This window comes from Rhodoferax sp. LS1R11, assembly GCF_056521395.1.
The window spans coordinates 126,415-152,120 of sequence record NZ_JBWMAW010000003.1 but is presented as its reverse complement, the minus strand read 5'-3'; the positions used below and the strand labels follow the sequence as shown (position 1 = coordinate 152,120).

General features: G+C 60.4%; 24 protein-coding genes. 10 read left to right on the top strand and 14 right to left on the bottom strand.

Annotated features, from left to right (window positions below):
- Positions 1-2 precede the first annotated feature (2 nt).
- The 8 genes from uraD to AC097N_RS05360 all read left to right on the top strand — a co-directional run bounded on the left by uraD (position 3) and on the right by AC097N_RS05360 (position 10,857).
- Positions 3-1,787, top strand: a complete 1,785-nt coding sequence (gene uraD / locus AC097N_RS05395) for a 2-oxo-4-hydroxy-4-carboxy-5-ureidoimidazoline decarboxylase (protein ID WP_479579719.1) — start codon at positions 3-5, stop codon at positions 1,785-1,787.
- Positions 1,788-1,799: 12 nt separating this feature from the next.
- Positions 1,800-3,050 (top strand): M20 family metallopeptidase, encoded by a 1,251-nt coding sequence (locus tag AC097N_RS05390; RefSeq protein ID WP_479579718.1) that lies wholly within the window; start codon positions 1,800-1,802, stop codon positions 3,048-3,050.
- A 77-nt stretch (positions 3,051-3,127) separates the two neighbouring features.
- Positions 3,128-5,443: an NADP-dependent malic enzyme gene (locus AC097N_RS05385; protein ID WP_479579717.1), complete on the top strand. Its 2,316-nt coding sequence runs from the start codon at positions 3,128-3,130 to the stop codon at positions 5,441-5,443.
- A gap of 69 nt (positions 5,444-5,512) precedes the next feature.
- Positions 5,513-6,541, top strand: coding sequence for an ABC transporter substrate-binding protein (locus tag AC097N_RS05380; protein WP_479579716.1), 1,029 nt, complete (start codon positions 5,513-5,515; stop codon positions 6,539-6,541).
- Between the two features lie 74 nt (positions 6,542-6,615).
- Positions 6,616-7,443 carry an ABC transporter ATP-binding protein gene (locus tag AC097N_RS05375; RefSeq protein WP_479579715.1) on the top strand — a complete coding sequence of 276 codons (828 nt, stop codon included), beginning with the start codon at positions 6,616-6,618 and terminating at the stop codon, positions 7,441-7,443.
- Positions 7,444-7,481: 38 nt separating this feature from the next.
- Positions 7,482-8,234 carry an ABC transporter permease gene (locus AC097N_RS05370; protein WP_479580094.1) on the top strand — a complete coding sequence of 251 codons (753 nt, stop codon included), beginning with the start codon at positions 7,482-7,484 and terminating at the stop codon, positions 8,232-8,234.
- A 44-nt stretch (positions 8,235-8,278) separates the two neighbouring features.
- Complete coding sequence (locus AC097N_RS05365; RefSeq protein WP_479579714.1) at positions 8,279-9,109, top strand: urease accessory protein UreD; 831 nt, start codon at positions 8,279-8,281, stop codon at positions 9,107-9,109.
- An 89-nt stretch (positions 9,110-9,198) separates the two neighbouring features.
- Positions 9,199-10,857: a response regulator gene (locus AC097N_RS05360; RefSeq protein WP_479579713.1), complete on the top strand. Its 1,659-nt coding sequence runs from the start codon at positions 9,199-9,201 to the stop codon at positions 10,855-10,857.
- Here the strand turns inward: AC097N_RS05360 and urtE are convergent.
- From urtE to urtA, 5 genes are all read right to left on the bottom strand, one after another.
- Entirely contained in the window at positions 10,843-11,535 is a 693-nt protein-coding gene (gene urtE / locus AC097N_RS05355; protein WP_479579712.1) for an urea ABC transporter ATP-binding subunit UrtE, read from the bottom strand. The two genes, AC097N_RS05360 and urtE, sit on opposite strands and share 15 nt — an antisense overlap.
- A gap of 9 nt (positions 11,536-11,544) precedes the next feature.
- Complete coding sequence (gene urtD / locus AC097N_RS05350; RefSeq protein WP_479579711.1) at positions 11,545-12,420, bottom strand: urea ABC transporter ATP-binding protein UrtD; 876 nt, start codon at positions 12,418-12,420, stop codon at positions 11,545-11,547.
- Positions 12,417-13,520, bottom strand: coding sequence for an urea ABC transporter permease subunit UrtC (gene urtC, locus AC097N_RS05345; protein ID WP_479579710.1), 1,104 nt, complete (start codon positions 13,518-13,520; stop codon positions 12,417-12,419). The genes urtD and urtC overlap by 4 nt, the downstream gene beginning before the upstream one ends.
- Complete coding sequence (gene urtB / locus AC097N_RS05340; RefSeq protein ID WP_479580093.1) at positions 13,517-15,091, bottom strand: urea ABC transporter permease subunit UrtB; 1,575 nt, start codon at positions 15,089-15,091, stop codon at positions 13,517-13,519. The genes urtC and urtB overlap by 4 nt, the downstream gene beginning before the upstream one ends.
- 184 nt (positions 15,092-15,275) lie before the next feature.
- Positions 15,276-16,550: an urea ABC transporter substrate-binding protein gene (gene urtA, locus AC097N_RS05335; protein WP_479579709.1), complete on the bottom strand. Its 1,275-nt coding sequence runs from the start codon at positions 16,548-16,550 to the stop codon at positions 15,276-15,278.
- 194 nt (positions 16,551-16,744) lie between these two features.
- On the opposite strand from urtA, the gene AC097N_RS05330 reads away from it, so the two are divergent.
- Positions 16,745-17,287: a flavin reductase family protein gene (locus AC097N_RS05330; RefSeq protein ID WP_479579708.1), complete on the top strand. Its 543-nt coding sequence runs from the start codon at positions 16,745-16,747 to the stop codon at positions 17,285-17,287.
- Between the two features lie 36 nt (positions 17,288-17,323).
- Here the strand turns inward: AC097N_RS05330 and AC097N_RS05325 are convergent, their stop codons facing one another.
- The 6 genes from AC097N_RS05325 to AC097N_RS05300 form a co-directional block, all read right to left on the bottom strand.
- Positions 17,324-17,644 carry a hypothetical protein gene (locus AC097N_RS05325; protein ID WP_479579707.1) on the bottom strand — a complete coding sequence of 107 codons (321 nt, stop codon included), beginning with the start codon at positions 17,642-17,644 and terminating at the stop codon, positions 17,324-17,326.
- 192 nt (positions 17,645-17,836) lie between these two features.
- Positions 17,837-18,175, bottom strand: a complete 339-nt coding sequence (locus tag AC097N_RS05320) for a nucleotidyltransferase family protein (RefSeq protein ID WP_479579706.1) — start codon at positions 18,173-18,175, stop codon at positions 17,837-17,839.
- A gap of 7 nt (positions 18,176-18,182) precedes the next feature.
- On the bottom strand, positions 18,183-18,611 hold the full coding sequence (locus AC097N_RS05315) for an HI0074 family nucleotidyltransferase substrate-binding subunit (RefSeq protein ID WP_479579705.1): 429 nt from the start codon (positions 18,609-18,611) through the stop codon (positions 18,183-18,185).
- Between the two features lie 157 nt (positions 18,612-18,768).
- Complete coding sequence (locus AC097N_RS05310; RefSeq protein WP_479579704.1) at positions 18,769-19,566, bottom strand: hypothetical protein; 798 nt, start codon at positions 19,564-19,566, stop codon at positions 18,769-18,771.
- 14 nt (positions 19,567-19,580) lie between these two features.
- Positions 19,581-20,645: a Fic family protein gene (locus tag AC097N_RS05305; RefSeq protein WP_479579703.1), complete on the bottom strand. Its 1,065-nt coding sequence runs from the start codon at positions 20,643-20,645 to the stop codon at positions 19,581-19,583.
- Positions 20,646-20,839: 194 nt separating this feature from the next.
- Positions 20,840-21,646: a DODA-type extradiol aromatic ring-opening family dioxygenase gene (locus AC097N_RS05300; RefSeq protein ID WP_479579702.1), complete on the bottom strand. Its 807-nt coding sequence runs from the start codon at positions 21,644-21,646 to the stop codon at positions 20,840-20,842.
- 118 nt (positions 21,647-21,764) lie between these two features.
- Between AC097N_RS05300 and AC097N_RS05295 the strand changes: the two genes are divergently transcribed.
- On the top strand, positions 21,765-22,685 hold the full coding sequence (locus tag AC097N_RS05295) for a LysR family transcriptional regulator (RefSeq protein WP_479579701.1): 921 nt from the start codon (positions 21,765-21,767) through the stop codon (positions 22,683-22,685).
- A 137-nt stretch (positions 22,686-22,822) separates the two neighbouring features.
- Here AC097N_RS05295 and AC097N_RS05290 read toward each other — a convergent pair whose 3' ends face one another.
- Genes AC097N_RS05290 through AC097N_RS05280 form a run of 3 tightly spaced genes read right to left on the bottom strand, consistent with a single transcriptional unit; the run spans position 22,823 to position 25,636 of the window.
- On the bottom strand, positions 22,823-23,653 hold the full coding sequence (locus AC097N_RS05290) for a hypothetical protein (protein ID WP_479579700.1): 831 nt from the start codon (positions 23,651-23,653) through the stop codon (positions 22,823-22,825).
- Positions 23,547-25,091, bottom strand: a complete 1,545-nt coding sequence (locus AC097N_RS05285; protein WP_479579699.1) for a C1 family peptidase — start codon at positions 25,089-25,091, stop codon at positions 23,547-23,549. Before AC097N_RS05285 ends, AC097N_RS05290 begins: the two co-directional genes overlap by 107 nt.
- Complete coding sequence (locus AC097N_RS05280) at positions 25,031-25,636, bottom strand: hypothetical protein (RefSeq protein ID WP_479579698.1); 606 nt, start codon at positions 25,634-25,636, stop codon at positions 25,031-25,033. The genes AC097N_RS05285 and AC097N_RS05280 overlap by 61 nt, the downstream gene beginning before the upstream one ends.
- Between the last annotated feature and the right edge of the window lie 70 nt (positions 25,637-25,706).

The following is a 25,706-nucleotide window of genomic DNA, read 5'->3' as shown; positions in this document are numbered from 1 at the left end:
ACATGAGCATGACACTCGACCAACTCAACACAGCGCCGGCACAAGAAGTCCTGCAGCTGCTCGACGGCCTGTACGAACACTCCCCCTGGATTGCCCAGCAGGCATTGAGCGCCCGCCCTTTCCGCTCGCTGGCACACATGAAACATGCCATGGCGCGCATCGTCGCGGGTGCGGGCATGGACGCACAACTGGCACTGATCCGAGCCCACCCCGAGCTGGCGGGCAAAGCCATGGTCAGCCAGTCACTCACCGCCGAGTCCACCGGAGAACAAGGCAAAGCGGGGCTCACCCAGTGCAGCCCCGAGGAGTTCGCCCACCTCCAGCAGCTGAACACGGCCTACAACGAAAAGTTTGGTTTTCCGTTCATCCTGGCCGTGCGGGGGCCACGCGGCACCGGCTTGAGCCGGCAGGAGATCATTGACACCTTTGAGCGCCGACTGCAGGGTCACCCCGACTTTGAACGGGCCGAGTGCCTGCGCAACATTCACCGCATTGCCGAGATTCGCCTCAACGACAAATTTGGCACTGCGCCGACCTTGGGCAACGAGGTGTGGGACTGGCATGAAGACCTGGCCCAATTCAACGACGCGGGCTACCAGGAGCAGGGTCAACTCACGGTGACTTACCTCACAGACGCCCACCGCGCCTGCGCCGCGCATCTGCAGGCGCAGATGCTGTCCATCGGCTTTGATGAAGTGAAGATCGACGCTGTGGGCAATGTGGTGGGGCGTTACCTGTCTGACAAGGTGGAGGCCCGGACATTGATGACCGGCTCCCACTATGACACCGTGCGCAATGGCGGCAAGTACGACGGGCGCCTCGGAATTTTCGTGCCCATGGCCTGCGTGCGCGAATTGAAGCGCGAGGGCACACGCCTGCCTTTTCACCTCGAAGTTATCGGCTTTGCGGAGGAAGAAGGCCAGCGTTACAAGGCCACCTTTCTGGGCTCGGGCGCACTCATCGGGCAATTTAATCCCGCCTGGCTGGATCAGCTGGATGCCGACGGCATTTCCATGCGCGACGCCATGCAGCAGGCCGGGCTGAAGGTGGACGACATTCCCCAACTGCTGCGCCACCCCGACCAGTACCTGGGCTTTTTGGAAGTGCACATTGAACAGGGCCCCGTGCTCAATGAGCTGGATTTGCCGCTGGGTGTGGTGACCTCCATCAACGGCAGCGCCCGCTACCTGGGCCAGGTCATGGGGACCGCCTGCCACGCCGGCACCACCCCGATGAACCAGCGCAGCGATGCTGCCACCGCGGTGGCCGAACTGATCCTCGCCGTGGAAAAGCGCGCCATGCAGGATGGCAACTCGGTCGCCACGGTGGGCCAACTGCAGGTGCCCCATGGCTCCATCAACGTGGTGCCGGGGTGCTGCCAGTTCTCGCTCGACATGCGCGCGCCCACCGACGCCCAGCGCGACGCGATGGTGCGCGATGTGCTGGACGCGTTGACCGAGATTTGTGATCGCCGCCACATGCACTGCATGCTGGAAGAGACCATGCGCGCCGCTGCCGCCCCCAGTGCGCTGGCCTGGCAGCAGCGCTGGGAACAGGCCGTGACCGACCTTGGTGTGCCGCTGCACCGCATGCCTAGCGGCGCCGGACACGACGCCATGAAACTGCATGAAGTGATGCCGCAGGCCATGCTGTTTGTGCGCGGCCAAAACGCAGGCATCAGCCACAACCCGCTGGAGAGCACCACCAGTGACGACATGCAACTGGCCGTTGACGCCTTCATGAACCTGGTGAATCAACTCGCCACCGATTACCAATACCTGTCCTGAAAGCGCCACCCCATGACCCCCTACGAACAACTCGACGCCTGGATTGACGCGCATTTTGATGAACAAGTCCAGTTCTTGCAGGCGCTGATCCGCGTCCCCACCGACACACCGCCCGGCAACAACGCGCCGCACGCCGAACGCACCGCAGCGCTGTTGCACGGGCTCGGACTGGATGCCGAAAAGTATCCTGTGCCTGAGGCAGAGGTCCGCGCGGCAGGTCTGGAAAGCATCACCAACCTGCTGGTGCGTCGCTCCTACGGGCCGGGCAAAACGATTCTTCTCAATGCCCATGGCGATGTGGTGCCCCCGGGTGACGGCTGGACCCACAACCCCTATGGCGGCGACATTGAAGATGGGAAAATTTACGGCCGAGCCTCCGCCGTGAGCAAATGCGATTTCTCTACCTACGCCTTTGCGGTCCGGGCCCTTGAAGCCGTGGTAAAACCCATCACAGGCAGCGTGGAGTTGCTCTTCACCTACGACGAAGAATTTGGCGGTGAGGTCGGCCCGGCCTGGTTACTGAAACACAAGATCATCAAGCCCGACCTCATGATTGCCGCCGGCTTCAGCTACCAGGTCATCACCGCGCACAACGGCTGCCTGCAAATGGAGGTTACCGTGCACGGCAAGATGGCCCATGCGGCCATCCCCGACTCGGGGGTCGACGCGATGCAGGCGGCAGTCAGCATCCTGAACGAGCTGTACCAGCAAAACACCCTCTACCAACAGATCACCTCCAAGGTGCTGGGCATCACCCATCCTTATCTCAACGTCGGCATGATCGAAGGCGGCACCAACACCAATGTGATTCCGGGGCGCGTCACCTTCAAGCTCGACCGCCGCATGATTCCCGAGGAAAACCCGGCCGAGGTGGAAGCCACCCTGCGCCAGATCATTGCCGAGGCGGCCGCCCTCAAACCGGGCATCACGGTGGACGTCAAACGCATTCTGCTGGCCAACGCCATGCAACCCCTGCCCGGCAACAAGCCGCTGGTGGATGCCATTCAAAAGCATGGCGAGGCCATTTTTGGTGAACCCATTCCGGCACTCGGCACACCGTTGTACACCGACGTGCGTTTGTTTTGCGAGGCCGGTATTCCCGGCGTGATTTACGGCGCCGGACCGCGTACCGTGCTGGAGTCCAATGCCAAACGTGCCGACGAACACCTTGACCTGGAAGACCTGCGCCGCGCCACCAAAGTCATGGCCAGAACCTTGACTGATTTGTTATCAGAACCGGTCATGACAACCATCAAAAACTAAACACCACGCCGCAGTCTATTCATTCACCAAAAAGGAGTAGTCTGGCGATTTGAGACAACCAAGCTGGAGACAAAAAAATGAACAAAGAACTTTCCCCTGCAGAAAACGCATTGCGTGAGGCCGCCCGCGAATACCACCGCACCCCGACCCGCGGCAAAATTTCTGTCAACGCGACCAAGCCGCTGTCCAACCAGCGCGACTTGTCCCTGGCTTACTCTCCCGGCGTCGCGTACCCCTGCCTGGACATTGAGGCGGATCCGTCCCTCGCGGCGGAGTTCACGTCGCGTGGCAACCTGGTCGGCGTCATCACCAATGGCACGGCGGTGCTGGGTCTGGGCAACATCGGCCCGCTGGCCGCCAAACCCGTGATGGAAGGCAAGGGCTGCCTGTTCAAGAAATTTGCCGGCATTGATGTGTTTGACATCGAACTGGCCGAGAACGACCCCGACAAGCTGGTGGACATCATCGCGGCCATGGAGCCCACGCTGGGCGGTATCAACCTCGAAGACATCAAGGCGCCCGAGTGCTTCTACATCGAGCAAAAACTGCGCGAACGCATGAACATTCCGGTCTTTCACGACGACCAGCACGGCACGGCCATCATCTCCAGCGCCGCCCTGCTCAATGGCCTGGAACTGGTGGGCAAACGCATTGACGAGGTCAAAATAGCCGTCTCTGGCGCAGGCGCCGCCGCGCTGGCCTGCCTGGACGTGATGGTAGGGCTGGGCGTGCTTCGCAAAAACATTTATGTCTGCGACTCCAAAGGCGTCATTTATGACGGACGCCCCGGCGGTTTTGACGAGTCCAAGACCCGTTTCGCGCAGACCACCGAGCTGCGTACCCTGGCCGATGTGGTCAACGGCGCGGACGTTTTTTTGGGTTGCTCGGCACCCGGCGTGCTGACGCAAGACATGGTCATTACCATGGCCCGGGCGCCCATCATCCTGGCCCTGGCCAACCCGGAGCCCGAGATCCGCCCGGAACTGGCCAAAGCCGTGCGGCCGGACTGCATCATCGCCACGGGCAGGTCGGACTACCCGAACCAGGTGAACAACGTCCTGTGTTTCCCCTACATCTTCCGTGGCGCGCTGGACTGCGGTGCCACCAAGATCACCGAAGCCATGAAGCTGGCCTGCGTGCGACAGATTGCCGACCTGGCCAAGGCCGACATCAGCGAAGAAGTGGCCACCGCCTACGCCGGCAAAGAGTTGACCTTTGGCCCCGATTACCTGATTCCCACGCCATTTGATTCCCGCCTGATCCTGCGCATCGCGCCGGCCGTGGCCAAGGCAGCCGAAGAATCGGGCGTGGCCGTGCGCCCCATCAAGGACATGGAGGCTTACCGGCAACAGTTGTCCCGCTTTGTGTACCAAACCGGCATGTTCATGCGGCCCGTGTTTTCAGCAGCCAAATCCGTTCCCAAGGGAAACAAACGCGTGGCCTATGCCGAAGGTGAAGACGAGCGGGTGCTGCGTGCGGCACAACTCGCGGTGGACGAAGGCATGGCGCATCCGATCCTGATCGGGCGCCCTGCCGTCATTGAAGCGCGCATCCTCAAAGCCGGGCTGCGCATCCGGCTGGGCAAGGATGTGGAGTGCGTCAACCCGGAGGACGACGCCCGTTTTCGCCAGTACTGGGAAACCTACCACCACCTGATGGGCCGGCGTGGCGTGTCCATCGATGCGGCCAAGGCCGCGGTGCGCCGCTCCAACACCACCATTGCCTCGCTGATGCTCAAGCTGGGCGATGCCGATGCCATGCTGTGCGGACTGGTGGGCCGGTTTGACACGCACCTGGACCATATTCGCGATGTCATCGGCGTCAAGCGGGGGGCTACCGGCTATGCAACCCTGAACGCCCTCATGCTCGAACAACGCACCCTGTTCATTGCCGACACCTTCGTCAATGAAGACCCCGATGCCGCCCAGTTGGCCAGCATCGCCATGATGGCGATTGACGAAGTCAGGCGCTTTGGTCTGCCGCCCAAGGTCGCATTCCTGTCGCACTCGATGTACGGCTCTTCCAACCGCAAGTCAGCCGTCAAGATGCGTCTGGCCCATGAGATTTTTTCCCAAATGGCGCCCGATGTGGAGTGCGATGGCGAGCTGCATGGTGATGCCGCCTTGTCTCAAGACATGCGCGATGCCGCGCTGATGGACAACAAACTTCAGGGCGAAGCCAATATCCTGATCTGCCCGAATCTGGATGCAGCCAACATTCTTTTCAACGTGCTGAAGGTCACGGGGGGGCATGGCGTCACCGTGGGTCCGATCCTGCTGGGGGCAGCCGCCTCCGCTCATGTTCTGACGCCCTCCTCCACGGTACGGCGTGTGGTGAACATGACCGCACTGGCCGTGGCCAACGCGGCGCATGTAGCGCCAGACCAGCGCTGAAGCGGCTGGCACTTAAATTGCATGCTGCCAACGCAATTAAATTTCATTTTTCTTCACTGGAGTTTCCCGATGAGCAAGCGCATGTTCTTGAAGTTGGCCACCGCACTGGCCGCAACCTGCACTTTAGGCACAGCCCATGCACAAAGCACGCCCATCAAATTCCAGCTCGACTGGCGTTTTGAGGGACCAGCAGCCCTGTTTTTGACACCGGCAGCCAAAGGCTATTTCAAGGATGCCAAGCTGGACGTGACCATTGACGCCGGCAATGGCTCCGGCGGTGCGGTCACACGTGTGGCCTCGGGGGCCTACGACATGGGCTTTGCCGACCTCGCAGCGCTCATGGAGTTCCATGCCAACAACCCCGATGCGCCCAACGCGCCCGTCGCGGTGATGATGGTCTACAACGACACACCGGCGTCGGTCATGGCCCTGAAAAAATCCGGCATCAAAACGCCAGCAGACCTGAGCGGAAAAAAACTCGGCGCACCGGTGTTCGACGCCGGCCGCCGTGCCTTCCCGATCTTTGCCAAGGCCAACGCGGTCACGGGCGTGCAATGGACCGCCATGGACCCGCCACTGCGAGAAACCATGCTGGTGCGCGGTGACGTGGATGCCATCACCGGCTTCACCTTCACTTCGCTGCTGAACCTGGAAGCTCGTGGCGTCAAGGCAGAAGACGTGGTGGTGCTGCCCTACCCCAGCTACGGGGTCAAGCTGTATGGCAACGCCATCATTGCATCGCCCAAACTGATCAAGGAGAACCCGGGCGCCGTCAAGGCGTTTCTGGCCGCCTTTGCCAAAGGGGCCAAGGACGTGATGAGTAACCCGGCGGCCGCCATTGCGGACGTCAAAGCGCGCGACGGCATTGTGAACGTGCCGCTGGAAACGCGCCGCCTGCAGCTGGCCATTGATACCGTCATCAACAGCCCCAACGCCCGCGCTGAAGGGTTTGGCCAGGTCAACGGCCCGCGCCTGTCGCTCATGGCCAGCCAGGTGTCCGATGTCTTCAACACCAAAACCCGGATCAATCCGGCGTCCGTGTGGAACGGCAGTTTCCTGCCAGCCAAAGCGGTCCTGGATGTGCTGCCCAAGAAGTGAACCTTGCATGCTATATTTTTAATAGCTGCTTGCGCACGTTCCACCTGGGCTAGCGCCCTATTTCTCTTATAAAAATGCAACACAACCCTGCGCCGTGGTTTGTCGATTTCTCGGATGTCTGGCTGGCCTACAACGACGAGTTGCTCAAGCAAAACCAATTTGCGGTGGAAGCCATTGACCTGAAGGTGCGTCAGGGCGAGTTCATCGCCATCGTCGGCCCCTCGGGTTGCGGCAAGTCCACCTTCATGAAGCTGGCCACCGGCCTCAGGATGCCCTCGACAGGCAAGATCCTGATTGACCAGCAGCCCGTGACCGGGCCGCTGAAGATCTCCGGCATGGCGTTTCAGGCGTCGTCGTTGTTGCCATGGCGCACGACGGTGGACAACGTGCTGCTGCCCCTGGAAATCGTGGAGCCCTACCGCAGCAATTTCAAAACCAAACGCAAGGAATACGAGGAGCGTGCACGCAAGCTACTTCAAAAAGTGGGCCTGGGGGGTTATGAAGACCAATTCCCGTGGCAGCTCTCGGGCGGTATGCAGCAACGCGCCAGCATCTGCCGTGCACTCATTCACGAACCCAAGATGCTGCTGCTGGACGAGCCCTTTGGCGCGCTGGATGCCTTCACCCGTGAAGAACTCTGGTGCATCCTGCGCGACCTGTGGACCGAGCAGCAGTTCAATGTCATTCTGGTGACGCACGATCTGCGCGAGTCGGTTTTTCTGGCCGACACGGTGTACGTGATGAGCAAGAGCCCCGGCCGCTTTGTGGTCAAGCGCGAGATCGATTTACCGCGCCCGCGTGACCTGGAAATCACCTACACCAAGGAATTCACCGACATCGTGCACGAGCTGCGCGGCCACATCGGCGCCATGCGCAAAACTGGCGCGGCCATTCACCAGTAAGTGCACACAATAAGGGTTTTGCCGTGAACAAGAAACAAATGGAAATCTGGTCACCCTGGCTGCTGCTCATCGCGGTGCTGGTGTTGTGGCAAGTCGTGTGCTCTGCGTTCAACGTGTCGGAGTTCATCTTTCCCAGCCCGTGGCGCATCTGGACGCAGTTTTGGGAGTTCCGGGACACCATTGCCGGCCACGCCTGGCGAACCTTCTGGGTCACCATGGTGGGGTTTGGGTTGGCAATTGTGGTGGGCGTGTTGTTGGGGTTTGTCATTGGCAGCTCGCGCCTGGCCTATGCCGCGGTGTACCCGCTGATGACGGCCTTCAATGCCCTCCCCAAAGCCGCCTTTGTGCCGATTCTCGTGGTGTGGTTTGGCATTGGTGTGGGACCCGCCATCCTCACCGCATTTTTGATCAGTTTTTTTCCCATCATGGTGAACATGGCTACCGGTCTGGCGACCTTGGAGCCGGAGCTGGAAGACGTGTTGCGCGTGCTGGGGGCCAAACGCTGGGACGTACTGGTCAAGGTGGGCCTGCCGCGCTCCATGCCGTATTTCTACGGTTCACTCAAGGTGGCCATCACCCTCGCCTTTGTCGGCACCACGGTCAGTGAGATGACGGCGGCCAACGAAGGCATTGGCTACCTGCTGATCTCAGCCGGCTCCTCCATGCAAATGGGTCTGGCCTTTGCCGGGCTGCTGGTGGTGGGTGCGATGGCGATGGTGATGTACGAACTGTTCAGCGCCCTTGAAAAGCACACCACCGGCTGGGCACACCGGGGTTCACAGGCCCATTGAGGACGGGCGTCCTGACAGGCTGCGCCTACCTATACTGACGATCTATGACCTGGCATGCCCAACTTGAAATTGACTACCGTGTCGAATCAGCCCGAACGGTGGCTCGCCACCAACACACCGGCCCCTTGCGGGTATTGCAAAGCCTCTACCCCGAGGGCGATGCGGTGTGCCACAACGTGCTGGTGCACCCTCCCGGCGGGCTGGTCGGGGGCGATACCCTGGACCTTCGCATCACCGCCAGCGGTACGGCCCACGGCCTGATCACCACGCCCGGTGCCACGCGGTTTTACCGCTCCAACGGCGAGTTGGCGGTGCAGCGCACCCACATCACCCTGGCGGATGAGGCGCGGCTGGAGTGGCTGCCACTGGAGGCTATTTGCTACAGCCACTGCCTGGCCGAAAACCACCTGACACTTGATCTGGCGCCGCAAGCCGAGTTCATGGGCTGGGACGTGACGGCCCTGGGCCTGCCCAACGCCAACCAGCCTTATGAGCAGGGGAGCTTTCTCCAGCACATCGAAGTCCCGGGTGTGTGGCTGGAGCGTGGCCGCCTCCAGGCCAATGACCACCGCCTGATGCACAGTCCGCTGGGGTTGGCAGGTCACCGGTGCCTGGCCTCCTTCTTTTTTGTGACGGGCAGCAAGCTGACCCGTGACCGGCGACAACTTGCGCTGGATGTGGCCCGTGAGGTGATCGACACCCACGAACTGCACCACACCGCAGGCGCCACCAGCCCGGACGGCCAGGTGGTGGTGGTGCGGGTGCTGGCGCCCATGGTGGAGCCCGCCATGGACCTGTTGCGCCGGGTGTGGCTACAGTGGCGTCAGCATTTATGGACGCTGCCGGGCGTTAGCCCCCGTATCTGGTCGACCTAGTGCTATTATTTTGAGATCACTCCAGACATGAGGCAATCCCATGGCATCTTCAGCGCAGGCTGCTGCCTCACACAGACGGGGGGCGTCTGATGGCGCTGCTTGAAGACGATCTGTCTTCATCTGCTGCGCTCGTCATTGACAGCAACCCCACTTCCCGCTCGGTCCTGGTATCGCAGTTGCGGGACTTCGGGGTGGGCCGTGTGGTGCCCTGTGCCAGACTGGCGGACGCACGGCGCCAACTCGAGTACCGCACATTTGACGTGGTCTTGTGCGAGCATCACTTTGCCAATGAATCCTCCTCGGGCCAGGACCTGCTGGATGACCTGCGTCGCAACCAGCTTCTGCCATTTTCAACCGTTTTCATCATGGTGACGGGGGAGGCCACTTACGCCAAAGTGGCTGAAGCGGCCGAGTCCGCGCTGGATGGTTACCTGCTCAAACCCCACAAGGCCAACCAGTTGGGGGAGCGCTTGCGCCAAGCCCGTATCCGCAAGGTGTCGTTGCAAGACATATTTGCCGCGATCGACGCCGAAGACTACGAACAGGCGGCCAGGCTGTGCCTGCACCGGTTTGAAACCAAGGGCCTGTTTTGGCTGTACGCCGCCCGGGTGGGCGCCGAATTGCTGTTGCGCATCGGCCAGTGCGCCAAGGCACAGAGGCTGTACGAAGCGGTCGTGGCAGCCAAAACCCTGCCATGGGCCAAACTGGGGATTGCTCGCTCGCTGCTGGACGACGGTCAGGTTGCCAAGGCGGCCAGCACACTGGAGAACATGATCAACGAGGACCCCAGCTACACCGACGCCTACGACGTGATGGCCCGCGCCCAGTTTGAGCAAGGCAAGTTTGAGCAGGCGCTGGCCACCTACAAAATGGCCGCTGAACTCACCCCCGCCTCCATCAGCCGTTTACAGAATCTGGGCATGATGAGCTACTTTGCGGGCGACCGGCAAGAGGCCGAGAAGGTACTCGACCGCACCACCCGGCTCGGGCTGGACTCCAAGATGTTTGACTGCCAGACCCTGGTGCTGCTGGCCTTCGCCCGGCTGGAGAATGGCGACCGCAAGGGACTCCAGCGCTGTCGCGACGACTTTCTTCGCCTGATTGAGCGCAACCCGGACAGCAAACGCCATCAGCGCCTGGCCAACATTGTGGAGGCCCTCTATTACATCCAGCAGAGCCAGTTTGCCATGGCCCTGAGCGCCGTGCGTGCCCTGATCAGCACCGTCAACCAGCCGGAGTTTGACTTTGAGTCCGCGTCCAACCTGTTGACGCTGCTGGCCCAACTGGCCAACAAGGCCATTCAGTTGGACGAGGTGGAGTCTGTCATCGACAAGATCGGCATGCGGTATTGCACGGGGCGCTCGCTCACTGAACTGCTCGCCGGTGCGGCGACCGTTCACTCACCCTACGCCGCACGGGTGCGCGCCGCCCACACCCAGATACTGAAGCTCACCGAATATGCCATGTCGCTGAGCATGGGCGGTGACCCCAAGGCGGCCGTCAAAAACCTGATCTTTCACGGGGGCACCACGCTCAACGGCAAACTGATTGAAACCGCCTACCTGGTACTCAACCGCTACACCGCCAAAATTGACGAAGCGCCCCTGCTGCTGGAGATGGTGCAGGACCTGCGCACCCGCTACAACACCAACAGCAACCGACCTGCCCTCGGTGAACAAAAACGCCAGGCCGGTGGCCTGACGTTGCGCACCGGCGGTGCGCCCAATAAGCTCTCAAATCGCGACTAACTGGCGCACACCATCAATCTCCATGTTGGGGCCTTTGCCGCGCGCCAGCACCGCACCGCGCTCCATCACCACATAGTCATCGGCCAGTTCCTGCGCAAAGTCGTAGTACTGCTCCACCAGCACAATGGCCATGTCACCCCGGTCAGCCAGCATGCGGATCACGCGGCCAATGTCCTTGATGATGCTGGGCTGAATGCCCTCGGTGGGCTCGTCCAGAATCAGGAGTTTGGGACCGGCCGCCAGCGCACGGGCAATGGCCAGCTGCTGCTGCTGCCCGCCTGACAGGTCACCGCCCCGGCGGTGCAGCATCTGCTTCAAGACCGGGAACAAGTCATACAACTCAGCCGGTATCGGGGTACTGGCGCTTTTGTAGGCCAGTCCCATGCGCAGGTTTTCTTCCACCGTGAGCCGGGCAAAAATCTCGCGCCCCTGCGGCACAAAGCCCATACCGGCACGGGCGCGCTCGTAAGGCGTTGCATTTTGAATCGGCTTGCCATCCAGCTCGATGCTGCCGGTCTTGATGGGCACCAGGCCCATCAAGCTCTTGAGCAGCGTGGTCTTGCCCACCCCATTGCGCCCCAGAATGACGGTGACCTGCCCCAGCGTGGCCTGCAGGCTCACATCACGCAGGATGTGCGAGCCGCCATAGTATTGATTGATGTTTTTAACGTTCAGCATGTGCTTTGCCTAGCGGCCCAAATAAACTTCAATCACGCGCTCATCGGCCTGCACTTGCGCCAGCGTGCCTTGTGCCAGCACCGAGCCATCGCACAGCACGGTAACAATGTCGGAGATGGTGTTGATGAAGCTCATGTCGTGCTCCACCACCATCAGCGAGTGCTTGCCCTTGAGCGTCAAAAACAACTCGGCAGTGCGCTCGGTTTCTTCGTCCGTCATGCCCGCCACCGGCTCGTCCAGCAACAGCAATTTCGGGTCTTGCATGAGCAGCATCCCAATCTCCAGCCACTGCTTTTGGCCATGGCTCAAGTTGCCCGCCTGGCGCGTCACGCTGTCCGCCAGGTGAATGGTGTGCAGCACGTCTGCCAATCGATCACTTTGTGTGGAGTCCAGGCGGAAGAACATGGACGCCTGCACCGCCTTGTTGGTTTTCAGCGCCAGCTCCAGGTTTTCAAACACCGAGAGCTGCTCGAACACGGTGGGTTTTTGAAACTTGCGGCCAATGCCCATCTGTGCGATCTCAGACTCTTTGTAACGCAGCAGGTCAATGGTGCTGCCAAAGAAAACAGTGCCTGAATCGGGTCGCGTCTTGCCGGTGATGATGTCCATCATCGTGGTCTTGCCCGCGCCGTTGGGGCCGATGATGCAGCGCAACTCGCCGGGGGCAATGTCCAGCGAAAGATTGTTGATGGCCTTGAAGCCGTCAAAACTCACGCACACATCTTCCAGATACAAAATGCGGCCATGGGTCACGTCCACCTCGCCCGGCGTGTGCAAGCGGGAGAAACCCGCAGCGCGCCCACCCGACTCGGTGTGGCCTGAGTCGGCCTTGACCGCGTGCACCTCCACCCGGCGCGCGCCTTCTTCAAACAGATCGGGCGTCATGCTTTGTCTCCCCGCAACTTCCTGACCAAGCCAACGATCCCGTCCGGCAAAAACAGGGTCACACCAATGAACAGGGCACCCAAAAAGTACAACCAGTATTCCGGATAGGCCACCGTCAACCAGCTCTTGGCGCCGTTGACCGCAAAGGCGCCAATGATGGGACCCAGCAAGGTGGCACGCCCGCCCACCGCGGCCCAAATGGCAATCTCGATCGAGTTGGCCGGACTCATTTCACTGGGGTTGATGATGCCCACCTGCGGCACATACAAGGCACCGGCCACGCCGCACATCATGGCCGAAATGGTCCAGATGGTGAGCTTGTAGCCCAGCGGGTTGTAGCCCGAAAACATGACACGGGTTTCCGCATCACGCACGGCCTGCAGCACACGGCCAAACTTGGCGCTGACCAGCCAGCGGGCAAACAAAAAGAAGCCCAGCAAGGTCAGGCCGGTCATGACAAACAAGGTCATGCGCATGCTGGGTGTCGCAATCGGGATACCCAAAATCCGCTTGAAATCGGTGAAACCATTGTTGCCCCCAAAGCCCGTCTCGTTGCGAAAGAACAGCAACATCGCCGCAAACGTCATGGCCTGGGTGATGATGGAGAAATACACACCCTTGATGCGCGAGCGAAAGGCAAAGTAGCCAAACACAAAGGCCACCAGGCCCGGCACCGCCACAATCAGGAACAGCGTCGCGATGAAGCTGTCGCTGAACGTCCAGTGCCAGGGCAGCGTCTTCCAGTCCAGAAACACCATGAAGTCCGGCAAGTTACTTTTGTAGTTGCCATCCGTGCCAATCTGGCGCATGAGGTACATGCCCATGACGTAACCGCCCAGTGCAAAAAATACACCGTGGCCCAGACTCAGGATGCCGGTGTAGCCCCAGATCAGGTCCATGGCAAGCGCACAAATGGCGTAGCACATGATCTTGCCCACCAGGCCGACGGCGTAGTCACTCATGTGAAACACGCTGTCTGCGGGCACCCACAGGTTGAGTGCCGGGGCCACCCCACACACCAGGATCAGCGCCACCACAAAGGCAGTCCAGCCCTTGCCGCTCAACACCGGGCTTTTTGAAGGAAGAACCAAGGTACTCATGCTTCTGCGCTCCGGCCCTTCATGGCAAAAATGCCTTGGGGACGTTTTTGAATAAAGATGATGATGAACACCAGCACCGCAATCTTGGCCAGCACCGCACCGGCCCAGCCCTCCAGAAACTTGTTCAGAATGCCCAGCCCCATGGCCGCATACACCGTGCCGGCCAACTGGCCCACACCGCCCAACACCACCACCATGAACGAGTCCACGATGTAGCCCTGCCCCAGGTCAGGCCCGACATTGCCCACCTGGCTCAAGGCGCAGCCTGCCAGCCCGGCAATGCCGGAACCCAGGGCAAAGGCGTAGGTATCAATACGGGCGGTATTCACCCCCATACAGGACGCAATGGCACGGTTTTGCGTGACACCGCGCACGAACAAGCCCAGGCGTGTCTGGCTGATCAGCCACGACACGGCACCCAGCACAAAAATGGCAAAGCCGATGATCACCAGCCGGTTGTAGGGCAGCGACAGGTTGCCCAGCACCTGCACCCCGCCACTCATCCAGGACGGGTTTTCCACCCCCACGTTTTGGGCGCCAAACAGGGTGCGCACCAATTGCATCAACATCAGGCTGATACCCCAGGTCGCCAGCAATGTTTCCAGCGGGCGACCATACAGAAAGCGGATCACCGTGCGCTCCAGCGCGGCCCCCATCAGCGCCGACGCCATGAAGGCCACCGGCACCGAGGCCAGCAAATACCAGTCAAAAGCGCCCGGCAGGTACTTCTGAAACAGGCCCTGCACCACGTAGGTGGCGTAGGCACCGATCATCATCAGCTCGCCGTGCGCCATGTTGATGACGCCCATCAGCCCGTAGGTAATGGCCAGACCCAGCGCCACCAGCAGCAAGATACTGCCCAGGCTGATGCCACTGAACATCGCACCCAGCCGGTCGCCCCAGGCCAGCGCGGCTTCAACCTCGCGCAGTGTGTTTTGCAGGGCGGATTTGACATCCGGTTCGGTCTCTTGCGCCAGCCGGGCCAGCAACACGGTTTTGGTGCTGGCCTGCGTGCTGGTGCTCAGCAACCTGGCGGCTTCCAGGCGTTTGGTCTTGTCACTGCTGTTGAGCAGGGCAGCGGCCCGCACCATGCCCAACTGGGCCTTGATCTGCGCATTTTGCTCGGCGGCAAACGCTTTTTCAATCAGGGGCAGCTTGGTTTCGTCCGCATCACTTTGCAACTGTTTGATGGCAGCAATGCGGATATTTTCGTCTTTGGAAAACAGCTTGAGCGTGGCCAACGCCGAATCCAGCTCGCCGCGCATGCGGTTGTTGTTCATCACGTCTTCGGCGTCAGCGGGCAGTGCGAACTCGGCACCGGTCACGGGGTCAAACCCCTTGTCGTCCCTGACGATGATGGCCTTGCTGCCGGCCAGCTTGACGGCGTCGTCAGACAGGGCCTGCAGAAACGCCGCGGTCTTGTCATCGGCCGTGGCCACGGCTTTGTTGAGCGCCGCAATGCGCGCATCGGCCTCGCCGGAAGCCATGGTATTTGCCTCGTCAGCCGTGAGGGAATGGGCGTGGCTAGCTATAAAAATAGTAGCAAATAAGAATAGTCTTTTGAGCAGCATAAAAAGAACCTGTAGGGTGGGCATGGTGGTGGATGTCCACACTGCAACTCCTTGACGACCAGACATGACAGTTAGGTGATGGCCGTAGCGAGCGACCCGAGGTGAGGAGTGAGGAGCGGACGCGTACTTCAGGTACGCAGAGCACCGCAGCCCCTCAGATCGGGACGCGCAGTAGGCTAGCGCCTTACTTCTTCACGGGTTCGTCGGGCTTGGCGGCATTGCCTTCGATGTAGGGCGACCATGGCTTGGCCTTGACCGGACCGGGGGTCTTCCACACCACGTTGAACTGGCCGTCGGCCTTGATCTCGCCAATGAACACCGACTTGTGCAGGTGGTGGTTCTTCTCATCCATCTTGCTCACGATGCCGCTCGGTGCCTTGAAGGTCTGGCCGGCCATGGCGGCGATGACTTTGTCCGTGTCGGTGGACTTGGCTTTTTCAACCGCCTGTTTCCACATGTTGATGCCGATGTACGTGGCTTCCATCGGGTCGTTGGTCAAAGGCTTGTCTTTGTGACCGGCAATGTTCTTGGCCTTGGCGTAGGCGGACCACTTCTTGATGAACTCGGTGTTGGTCGGATTCTTGATCGACATGAAGTAATTCCAGGCCGCCAGGTGGCCCACCAGCGGCTTGGTGTCCACACCGCGCAACTCTTCTTCACCCACCGAGAACGCCACCACCGGCACGTCTTTGGCCTTCAGGCCGGCGTTGCCCAGTTCTTTATAGAAAGGCACGTTGGAGTCACCGTTGATGGTGGACACCACGGCGGTCTTGCCACCGGCAGAAAACTTCTTGATGTCAGCGACGATGGTCTGGTAATCGGAGTGGCCAAACGGGGTGTACTTCTCATCAATGTCGGTGTCTTTCACGCCCTTGCTCTTCAGGTAGGCGCGCAGAATCTTGTTGGTGGTGCGGGGGTACACGTAGTCGGTGCCCAGCAGCACCCAGCGCTTGGCTGCGCCGCCGTCTTTGCTCATCAAATAGTCGACCGCAGGAATCGCCTGCTGGTTGGGCGCAGCACCGGTGTAAAACACGTTTTTGGAGAGTTCTTCACCCTCGTATTGCACGGGGTAGAACAGCAGGCCGTTGAGTTCTTCAACGACGGGCAACACCGACTTGCGGGAGACCGAAGTCCAGCAGCCGAAGATCACATCCACCTTGTCCTGGGTGAGCAGCTGCTTGGTTTTTTCGGCAAACAGCGGCCAGTTGCTTGCGGGGTCCACCACCACGGGCTCCAGCTTCTTGCCCAACAAACCGCCCTTGGCATTGATCTCGTCAATGGCCATGAGCACGGTGTCTTTCAACACGGTCTCCGAGATGGCCATGGTGCCCGACAGGCTGTGCAGAATGCCGACCTTGATGGTGTCAGCAGCCAACGCGGGCAGGGCCGTCAGGCCCGACAGGGCGACGGCGGCGGTGAGTGCCTTGAGTGTGAAACGACGTGAATTGACGTGTTGCATGTGTGACCTTCCAAAGTTGATAAAACCATCTCGCTGCGCTTGGCCTGTTGTTGGGACAGGCTTTTGCATCACGATGGGTTGACTTTAGGGAGGCACGGAGGAATGGGGAATACGCCTTGTGGCGTATGGGGTGGTAGTCTCTGTGGAACGGCTGTTTCCGTTCATCGGTCAGTGCAATATCAAGAGGTGCTCTCATGCAGGAATTGGAATTGAACAAGGCCTTTACCCTGATGGAATCAGGGCCTGTGGTTCTGGTGACCACCCATGATGGACATCAAGCCAACATCATGACGATTTCCTGGACCATGGTGATGGATTTCAAGCCAGTGTTTGCCATCGCCACGGGTGAATGGAATCACTCCTACGCGGCATTGCGAAAAAGCAGGGAGTGCGTCATTGCCATTCCCACCGTTGATATGCTGGACAAGGTGGTCGGTATCGGGACGTGCTCCGGGAAAGATACAGATAAATTTGCCAGGTTCAAGCTCACGCCCGTGCAGGGCAAAGTGGTCAAGTCGCCCTTGATCAAGGAGTGCCTCGCCAACCTGGAGTGCAAGGTCATCGACATCGTTCAAAAGCACAACATTGTTGTCCTGGAGGCCGTTGCTGCTTACATCGATGCCACGCGCAAAGAGAAGCGCATGGTGCATGCCGTTGGCGACGGAACGTTCATTGTTGACGGGCGCAAGATAGACCGCAGGAAGATGATGCAATCCAAACTCCCGTACGGTGTTTAGCGTTTTTTCGGTCAGCGTTGGTCCAGCCCGTATCGCTTAATCGCCATGCTCATCCACGATGCGCTCACTGAGCGAGGCCACACGGCCGTCCGCACCAAGATCTACGTCAAACAATGCTGTCTCGCGGGCGCCACCCATCACGTTGTAGCTCAGTGTGGGGCCGGGTTCATTGCGAAACTTCTCGGTCAACGCCGGTCGCCCAAGAAATTGTTTCACCTCGCTTGCCGTCATGCCCACAGCCACTAATTTCTCCTGAGCTGGCGTGACGGTAAACCCGCCAGCGGCATGGGCCGCAGCGAAGCTCAGAAGCAGTGAGCTGGCAATAATCAGGCGAGGGGATTTTGCAGGGGTTTTCATGATGTTTCCTTCGATTCAAAATTGCTGGTCTCTGAACCTTGCACAGTGCAAAGAGCTTTGCCAGCAACCCGAGGGTCACGCCCGTCCATGGCCCCGATGTTGCAAAAATCAGCGCTTGGATTTCAATTGAAACAATGTCATTGTTCGGCGACTCGTTCAATGACGGAAAGCCACTCGCAGCGAACCGCTTCGTCACACTGCCGCGGCGTTCTGAACGACCACCCTGTCCCGCTCAATGATTTTTCGGAAGGCTTCGCTGGTCGATGCCCAGTCCACCACGTCCACCTGAATCGACAGGTCTGATGTGGCGAAAGCGTCTGTGATGGCGGCCAATTGCTCAAGCGACAAGGGCTGGCTGGTGATGAGGGCCAGGTCCAGGTCTGAATAAGGTTTGGCCGTACGCTTGGCCCGCGAGCCGAACGCCCACACTTCGAGGGTGGGGACTTGTTCGTGCAGGATGCGCACGACATCGGCCCAATCTCGAGGGGCGATATCGATGGGAGGCTCGCCAGGGAATGCCACAGAGTTCATGACTCGTTCACGTCTGGGCGCTGCGGCGCGTCAGTTCACCCAACAGGGCTCGGGCTTCAGCCAGAAAATCAGGAGCCACAGCAAACACCGCCTCGGCTTTGGCGGCATCGTAGGTGTGGCTGCTGTCGGTGCGGGCCTGACGGTAGACTTTCCATTGGCGCCAATCTGAGCGCAGCAAGGCGCGCTCGTTGCCCAAGCGGATCAGGTTTTGAAAAGTGCTGACATCAATGTCCGCAGGGCTGGCCTCGGTTTCCTCCAGATAACGCTTGAGCATTTTCCAGCTGAGCTCATAGGTGAACTCAAAGCACTGGATTACAGAGTTGCGCAGTTGCTCACGCAAACCGGGGTCTGCCAGTGCAGCGGCCGAGTGGGCATAAGAGAGGCTTTTTTCAAGCTGCGCAATGGCGTTGCCCAAAGGGGTGTAGTCGAGGCTCATGGCGGGTTTTTCTGGAGAAGTTGGATGAATTGTGCAACAGCCGACGGCAAGTCAAAAGCCAACGGGAAGTACACGCCAGAATGCTACCAAATTAATAGCTACTCCCGCACGTGCCACCTGCGTTACAGCCCTGAAACGTTTAAATTTCAAACACCTTTCACGCCCGATGTATCAAAGCCTTCAGCGCTTGCGGCAAAGACTGCGCCGCAGGAATGAAATAGTCAATCGTCGCCCCGAGCATGACCGCGCACACCACGGCGCCAGCCAGGGGTTTCCAGGTCAGGCGCACGGCGGCCGACGCCCAGCCTTCTCGGTTGACGCGTATGGCGGTACGGGCCGTGGCGTAGGAAAACGCCAGTTCCACGGCAACTGCCAGCAACACCTCCCAACCAAAATACAGCAGCACCAGCGCGCCGGCCCCTAAAAAGATTGAACATCCGATCAAGAACACGACCACCACTGGCACCACCACAATGGCAGCCTCGTCACTACCGGCAGCCACTTCAATAGCGCCACCCGTCAACTCGCCCAGGCCGTTTGCTGCACCAACGGCACCATCGGAAAAGTCTCCCGACGCACCGCCGCCACCAAAGTCCCCGCCTCCACCGCTGTGCATAGACGGCTGGCTGGGTATTTCGCAGCCGCCTCGCGAACCGGGCAAATCAAGACCCGACACATCGGGCACTTCAGCATGGCTGCGCCGGATCAGGGCCTCAGCCCACACGCGCACCAAGAACAGGTAGCTGAGGTAACCCACACCCAGAGAGACCAGATAACGCAGCGCCAGGGATTCGCCCCCCAAGTGCATCTGCACGGCCGACGCGCCCCAAGTCACAGCCAGGGTTATCAGGCCAATGCACAGCCCGTGCAGCCAAAGCAGGCGCCGCTGACGCAAATCGCGCGTCACCCGCGACTCCCACATGCGCACAGAACGCCAGTTTGAAAATGTATTCACTGAGTTTTCCACCCTTACCCCTGCAGAATCGCTTTCAACCCCAAATTCACATAGTAGTTCCCACGACCCAACTTCTGCTTCTGCACAAAGCCGCCCGCCACCAGTGCCTCCAGATACTTGGTGGCCGTGATGCGTGACACTTGCAGGTCGCGCATCACAAACTCGATCTTGGTGTACGGGTGTGTAAACAGGTTGTTGATCAAGTCCTGGCTGTAGAACTTGTAGTCGGCACGAATGCGGTGTTTGTAGTCAAACAGTGCCGCTTTAATGGACTGAATGGTGGCAATGGTTTGCCCGGCGGTTTGCTCCACCGCCGTCAGCAGATACAGCACCCAGTCTTCCCACGTGTCGTGGTCGCGCACGGTTTGCAGCAAGCGATAGTAGTCAGCCTTGTTGCGAACAATATGGTTGCTGAGGTACAGCACGGGAATGTCCAGCAGACCTTCTTTGACAAGATACAACACATTCAAAATGCGCCCGGTGCGGCCATTGCCGTCGTAAAACGGGTGGATGCTTTCAAACTGGTGGTGGATCAAGGCCATTTTGATCAACGGGTCGACATCGAATAGCGCAGAGTCATTGATGAAGCGCTCCAGAGCACCCATAAGCGCCACGATCTCGGCCGGGTCTTGGGGCGGGGTGTAAACCGTTTGCCCGCTGCCGTCTTTGAGCGCAGTGCCAGGCAGTTTGCGGAAACCAGCGTTGTTGCGCTCCAGTTCGCCTTGGATCTGAATGATATGGTTGGTGGTTAGCAAGCCGCTGGCGCGCACCTGCTCATAGCCCACACGCAGAGCCTGCCGGTAGCGCAGTACTTCTTTGGCGGCTGGGTTGGCAAACGCCTCAGGCAGCACATCGTCTTTGAACAGTTCGTCGTGGGTAGTGACGATGTTTTCAATCTCGGAACTGTCCTTGGCCTCCTGCAAACCCAATGTGTTGATGAGGATGCCCTGGTTGGGAATGGACCCGGCAATACCCTTTAACTCCGCCAGCTTGCGGCTGCTGCTGGCCAGTTTTTTGAGGATGGACGGCGTTTCAAAGCGGGCAGGATTCAGGTGGTCGAGCGGAGCAAGCTGGGGCATGGCTAACCTTTTTGCAATCTACATGTATAGAAAGTTTGAATTTTTATGTATGTTAGACGGTATTTATCTAAAAAACACTGACTTCTATACAAGTCGCTGCCACGCGACAGCCTAAGAATTGAAGCTAAAACGCTACCAAATTAATAGCTACTTCCGCACGCCCCACCTGCGCTACAGCCCTGAATCATATAAATTCAAACCGCATCAAACCGGAAACTCGACACCACCACGCCCCCAAACACACCCTCCTCGTGGTACACGCAGGTGGCCGGATCGAACTCGGAGGCGCCCACGGCAACCATCAGGGGGATGAGGTGGTCTTCGCGCGGGTGGGCGGTGCGGGCGGACGGGGCACTGGCCCACTGCAGCAGGCGCGCCTCGCGCTCGGCGGGGGTGCTGGTGACCAATGTGTCTTGCAGCCAGGTGTCAAACGCCTGCGACGGTGCTTTGGCTTGCGGGCCGAACATGCGCAGGTTGTGGTAGCTCAAACCGCTGCCAACGATCAGGATGCCTTCGTCGCGCAAGGGCGCCAGCGCGCGGCCCAGGGCCAGGTGTTCGGCGGGGTCCAGGCCGGTTTTCATCGACACCTGAATAACGGGCACATCCGCCTGCGGGTACATCACCACCAGGGGCGCAAAAGTGCCGTGGTCAAAACCGCGCTCAGGGTCCAGCCGGGCGGGCAAACCGGCGCCGGTGATGAGCGCTTGCACGCGTGCGGCCAGCGCGGGCGCGCCGGGTGCGGGATAGACCACCTCGTAGGTATGCGCCGGAAAGCCGGAGTAGTCGTAGACCATGGGCGGGCGGGCGCTGGCCATGACGGTGAAGGCGCTTTCTTCCCAGTGGCCGGAGATGACCAGCACGGCCTTTGGCGTGACACCGATCTGGCGCGGCATGTCCTGCAGGGACACCTCCAGCCCATGCAGCATCTGGCGCATGTCGTCCATGTAAGGCCAGGGGCCGCCGCCGTGGGAGATGAAATAAGTGGGTAGACGGGTTGACATGGTGAGCTCCTTGGCAAATGAGAGTTGAGGCCGCTGGGCCATGAGCTGCAGTTTATGATTTCCTCATCGGAATAGCGATAGTCAAAAACTCAATGGTGAGTTTCCTGAAAGGAAAGCAATGATTGGACTCACGGGCATTCGGGTGCTGCGGGAGATTGTGGAATCCGGCAGCTTTGCAGCCGCGGCGGAGCGGCTGTCGATGTCGGCGCCCATGGTGAGCAAGCATCTGGCCCGTCTGGAGCAGGCGTTGGGGGCGCGCCTGCTGCACCGAAGCAGCCGGCAGTTGAGCCTGACCGAAGCGGGCACGCTGTACTACGCGCAATGCCGCCAGGCGCTGGATATTCTGGACGCGGCCGAGGCCGCCGTGAGCCAGACCACCACGCTGCCACGGGGCGAGCTCAAGATCAGTGCGCCGGTGTGGTGTGCCAATGGGTTATTTGCCCGCGTGCTGGCCGACTACCGCCAGCACTACCCGGAGGTGCGGCTGAACATGCATCTGGACAACCACATGGTGGACCTCGTGTCCGAGGGGTTTGACGTGGCGCTGCGGGTCACCGTGGAGCCCTCCCCCGCCCTGATTGCGCGGCGCCTGTGCGCGGTGGCCTTCCATCTGGTGGCCACTCCCGCGTATTTGCACAGCATGCCCGCGGTGGGCCCATCTGGCGAGCCACTGGCTGCGCGGTCGCTGCAGGTCATCATGCCCAACTACCTGCCCACGGATCGCGTCGATCTGGCTGGAAAAATAGAGGGCAGCGGCCTGCGCCTGAATGCAGTGATGAGCTCCAGCGATACCACGCTGACGTACCACGCGGTGCTTGCAGGCATGGGCGCTGCGGCCCTGCCGGGCTGGCTGGTCGATGACGATGTGGCAGCCGGGCGGCTGGTCCTGGTGGGTCAGCAACCCACTTTTGCCAGCCACCTGTTTGCGGTGTACACCAGCCGCAGCTACATGCCGCCCAAGCTGCGCAGCTTTATTGACTTTGTCAGCCTGCGGCTGGGCGACGACCCCGTGACAGGCAACCGCCTTCAGACCGGGTAAATCCTGACCGGACGGGACTGGTGCTGTGGGCCGGGCGTATGAGCCGCTGTTTGTGCGGGTGAAAAACTGACGCGCCATTTGCTATTATTTTTATAGCTACATCCGAACGTTCTACCTGGGCTACAGCCCTATTTTGCTTAAAAACCTCTTAAATCATCCACCGGACTCAGCAGCGGCCCGCCCCGGATCACTTCCAACGTTTTGCTGATCACATCCACATCGTTGTCAAACGCGCCATGCCCGGCGTCGATCTGGCGGCTGGGTGTGGCCACGGTCACCTTGTCCTGGTCGACCACGGTGCAGCGCCCCGGCTTGTTCAGACCGGCGCTGGCGGCGGCCTGGCGCCAGGCCTTGAGGGACTCGCCCGTGCTGGACGTGCCGTCCCAGCCGCTGTAGTCCTGGTTGAACACGTTTTCCAACCCCAGAATGGGCGTGCGCAAGTCCACCTCCAGCGAGTTGGACACAAAGTACAGCAGCGACTTGCGGTAGAGGGTGATCACGTTGTCGTTGCGCTCCACACGGTCGGACAGGACCTGCAGGTACAGGCGCTTCATCAGTTCGACATGGGGCGTGTAATGGCGGTTGGCAAACTGCACGGTGCAGGCCGGGGCATACAGGTGGATGGACTTCATCTTGTCCTCCACGCGGCGCGCGGCCAGCGCCGTGAGCAGATGACCCAGAATGATGGAGCCAGCCGAGTGGCCCACCAGATGCACCTCCAGTTCGTCGCCCCAGGTGTCCACCAGTTTTTGCAGCGCGGTGATCAGCAGGTCGCCGCCGCGTCCCGAACCGAAAGTCAGTTCGGCGTTTTCCTTCATCTCGCTCCAGATCGGGCGGGCCAGCGGACGGCCAATGGCTTTTTCAAGCATCAGGTCCGTCTTCTCGGCCACCCACTCGCCCACGCCCCCGGCCAGCACCGGCTGCTTGCGAAACGCATCGCTGACGATGCTGCCTATCGATTCCAGCAAGCCCGTTTTCCAGACCAGAAACAGCGGGTAACAGCCATTGCCCAAAAAGTGCCGGCCCATGGCGCGGGCACGCTGAATGGCCGCGGCTTCGCTGTTGAGGCCGCCATGCGCGTAAATGAGCAGGCGCTTCGGGCCTGCCGCCGCCTGCGTGCGAAACCACTGGTCCGGCAAACCGGCCACCTGGTGCAGCAGCGTGCGGCTGAGTTCGTCTTCGGTCAGGTAGCGTTTCATGCGGCCATCGTTGCCCAGCACCACGCTGTGCTGATAGGCCCGGTCTTCGCTCCACCACAGGCTTTGGTCCACGCCACCGGCAAGGCCGCTGGCGCCTTCGCTGTAGGTACTGACGCGGCCCACCACCACTCCGGGCACGCCCATGGCCACCACCCAGGCATCCATGCCATTGGCCAGCCAAGTCGGCATAGGTCAGCACGGCAAAGCCGCCCGCCCCCCACTTGGGACCCCAGGAGTTCTGCAGCACGAAGCCCTTGGCGTTGAAGCCCACCAGCGCAAACGCATGGCCATCCGTTTGCGACGGCCGCCCATCAAAAGGAATCACCGGCAGGGCCTGGTGTCCTGTGGGCGGCTTGAACTGCTCAGGCACGGCAAACCAGCCGGCATGGGTAAAGGCCGACACATAGACCGCCCCCACCGCCTGAATGGCGGCATGCATGTCGGTGATGGATTTGAGGTCGATGCGGTAGTACACACCCAGCGTATGGCTGGCGGCGCGCCGGGCATAACCATACCGGGGCTGCTGCTGGCCGGACTCGTGGTAAGGCCAATCGTCTTCCAGACACACACCGTGGTTGAACCAGCCTTTGATCGCACCGCGACAACTGGAGCCGTCATAGTCGTCACCGTCGTATTCGTCGTACCGCCGTGCAAAGTTGTAAAACATGCGGGGACTGACCGACGCCATCTTGGCCGGGTAACCCGCCTTGCTCCAGCGCAGGTAGTTCACCACACACGCCAGGCCAAAGCCGGTGCAGGCACCCTCCTGGCCCTGGTTCAGTACCAGCCCGGCCTTGGCATAGGTGGGCAAGTACCGCTCAATGTGTGCATCGCTGGGAAAAGCCTCTTTCAAACCCACCGGCGGCGGCAGGTAAGGCCGGTCATTGAGGTCGCCCGGGTCCTTGCGAGCGGTCAGCAAGGGCCGGGCTTTGGCGGCCTCGCGGGCAGCAGGCCACACAGCATCCGCCAGGGTCAAGACATCCTTGAAGCGGTCCAGGCCATGCATCTCGCCGTTAACCAGTTTGCGTGCCACGGCATAAGCGCCTTTGGTCAGCGCGCTGCGGATGGCCTCGGCGTGCCCGGACAAAAAGTGGGCCAGCAGCAACGACGCCACCTCGGGGGCGTTGGCCAGATCGGGCTTGTCGATCAGGTCAACGCCCAGCGCGTCGCCGTATGTCTTGTACTGGAGCCGGCCGGTGAGTTGCACGAAACCCCGCCCCTTGAAACGGGCGCCATCACCGGGCTGGGTATTTCCCCACGGATTTTTTGGCGCCTCATAGGCACTGAAAGGAGCGCCCCGGGCACCGTATTGAATTGCGAAGGCAACTCGGCAATGGGCACAAAGCCTTCACTCTCGGCGCGGATGGTGCCCAAGGCAGCACAGAGCATGAGGCGGTCGGTCAGACCCATGACCTCCATGGCGGCCGCGACGTACGGCAGGTAGCGCGCGATGTTGGCAGGCTTGGTGGCGGGGAACAGGCGGCGCACCGAATCCAGCATCAGCGAGGCCGCCAGGGCGCCGGGCTTCTCTGCATTCAAAACGGCACGGCAATGCGGCCCGATGATGCCGTCGGCCACCAGGCCCACGCCCGCTTGCCAGCGGCGCACAGCCGCCTCGGCATCTGCGTCCAGCACCTGACCGGCGCCCAGCTTGCCAAACGCTTTGGCATCGTCTCCCAACTGACGGGCCAACTGCCGTAAAAGCTGGCGAACTTCAACGCCCTGGCTCCTCCTCAGCACAAGATTGGCCATGATGCCCCCGCTCGGATGTTGAACTTTTTCGTTAGCAAATGAGTGTGCGCCAAACCGCCCGTGCGGTAAA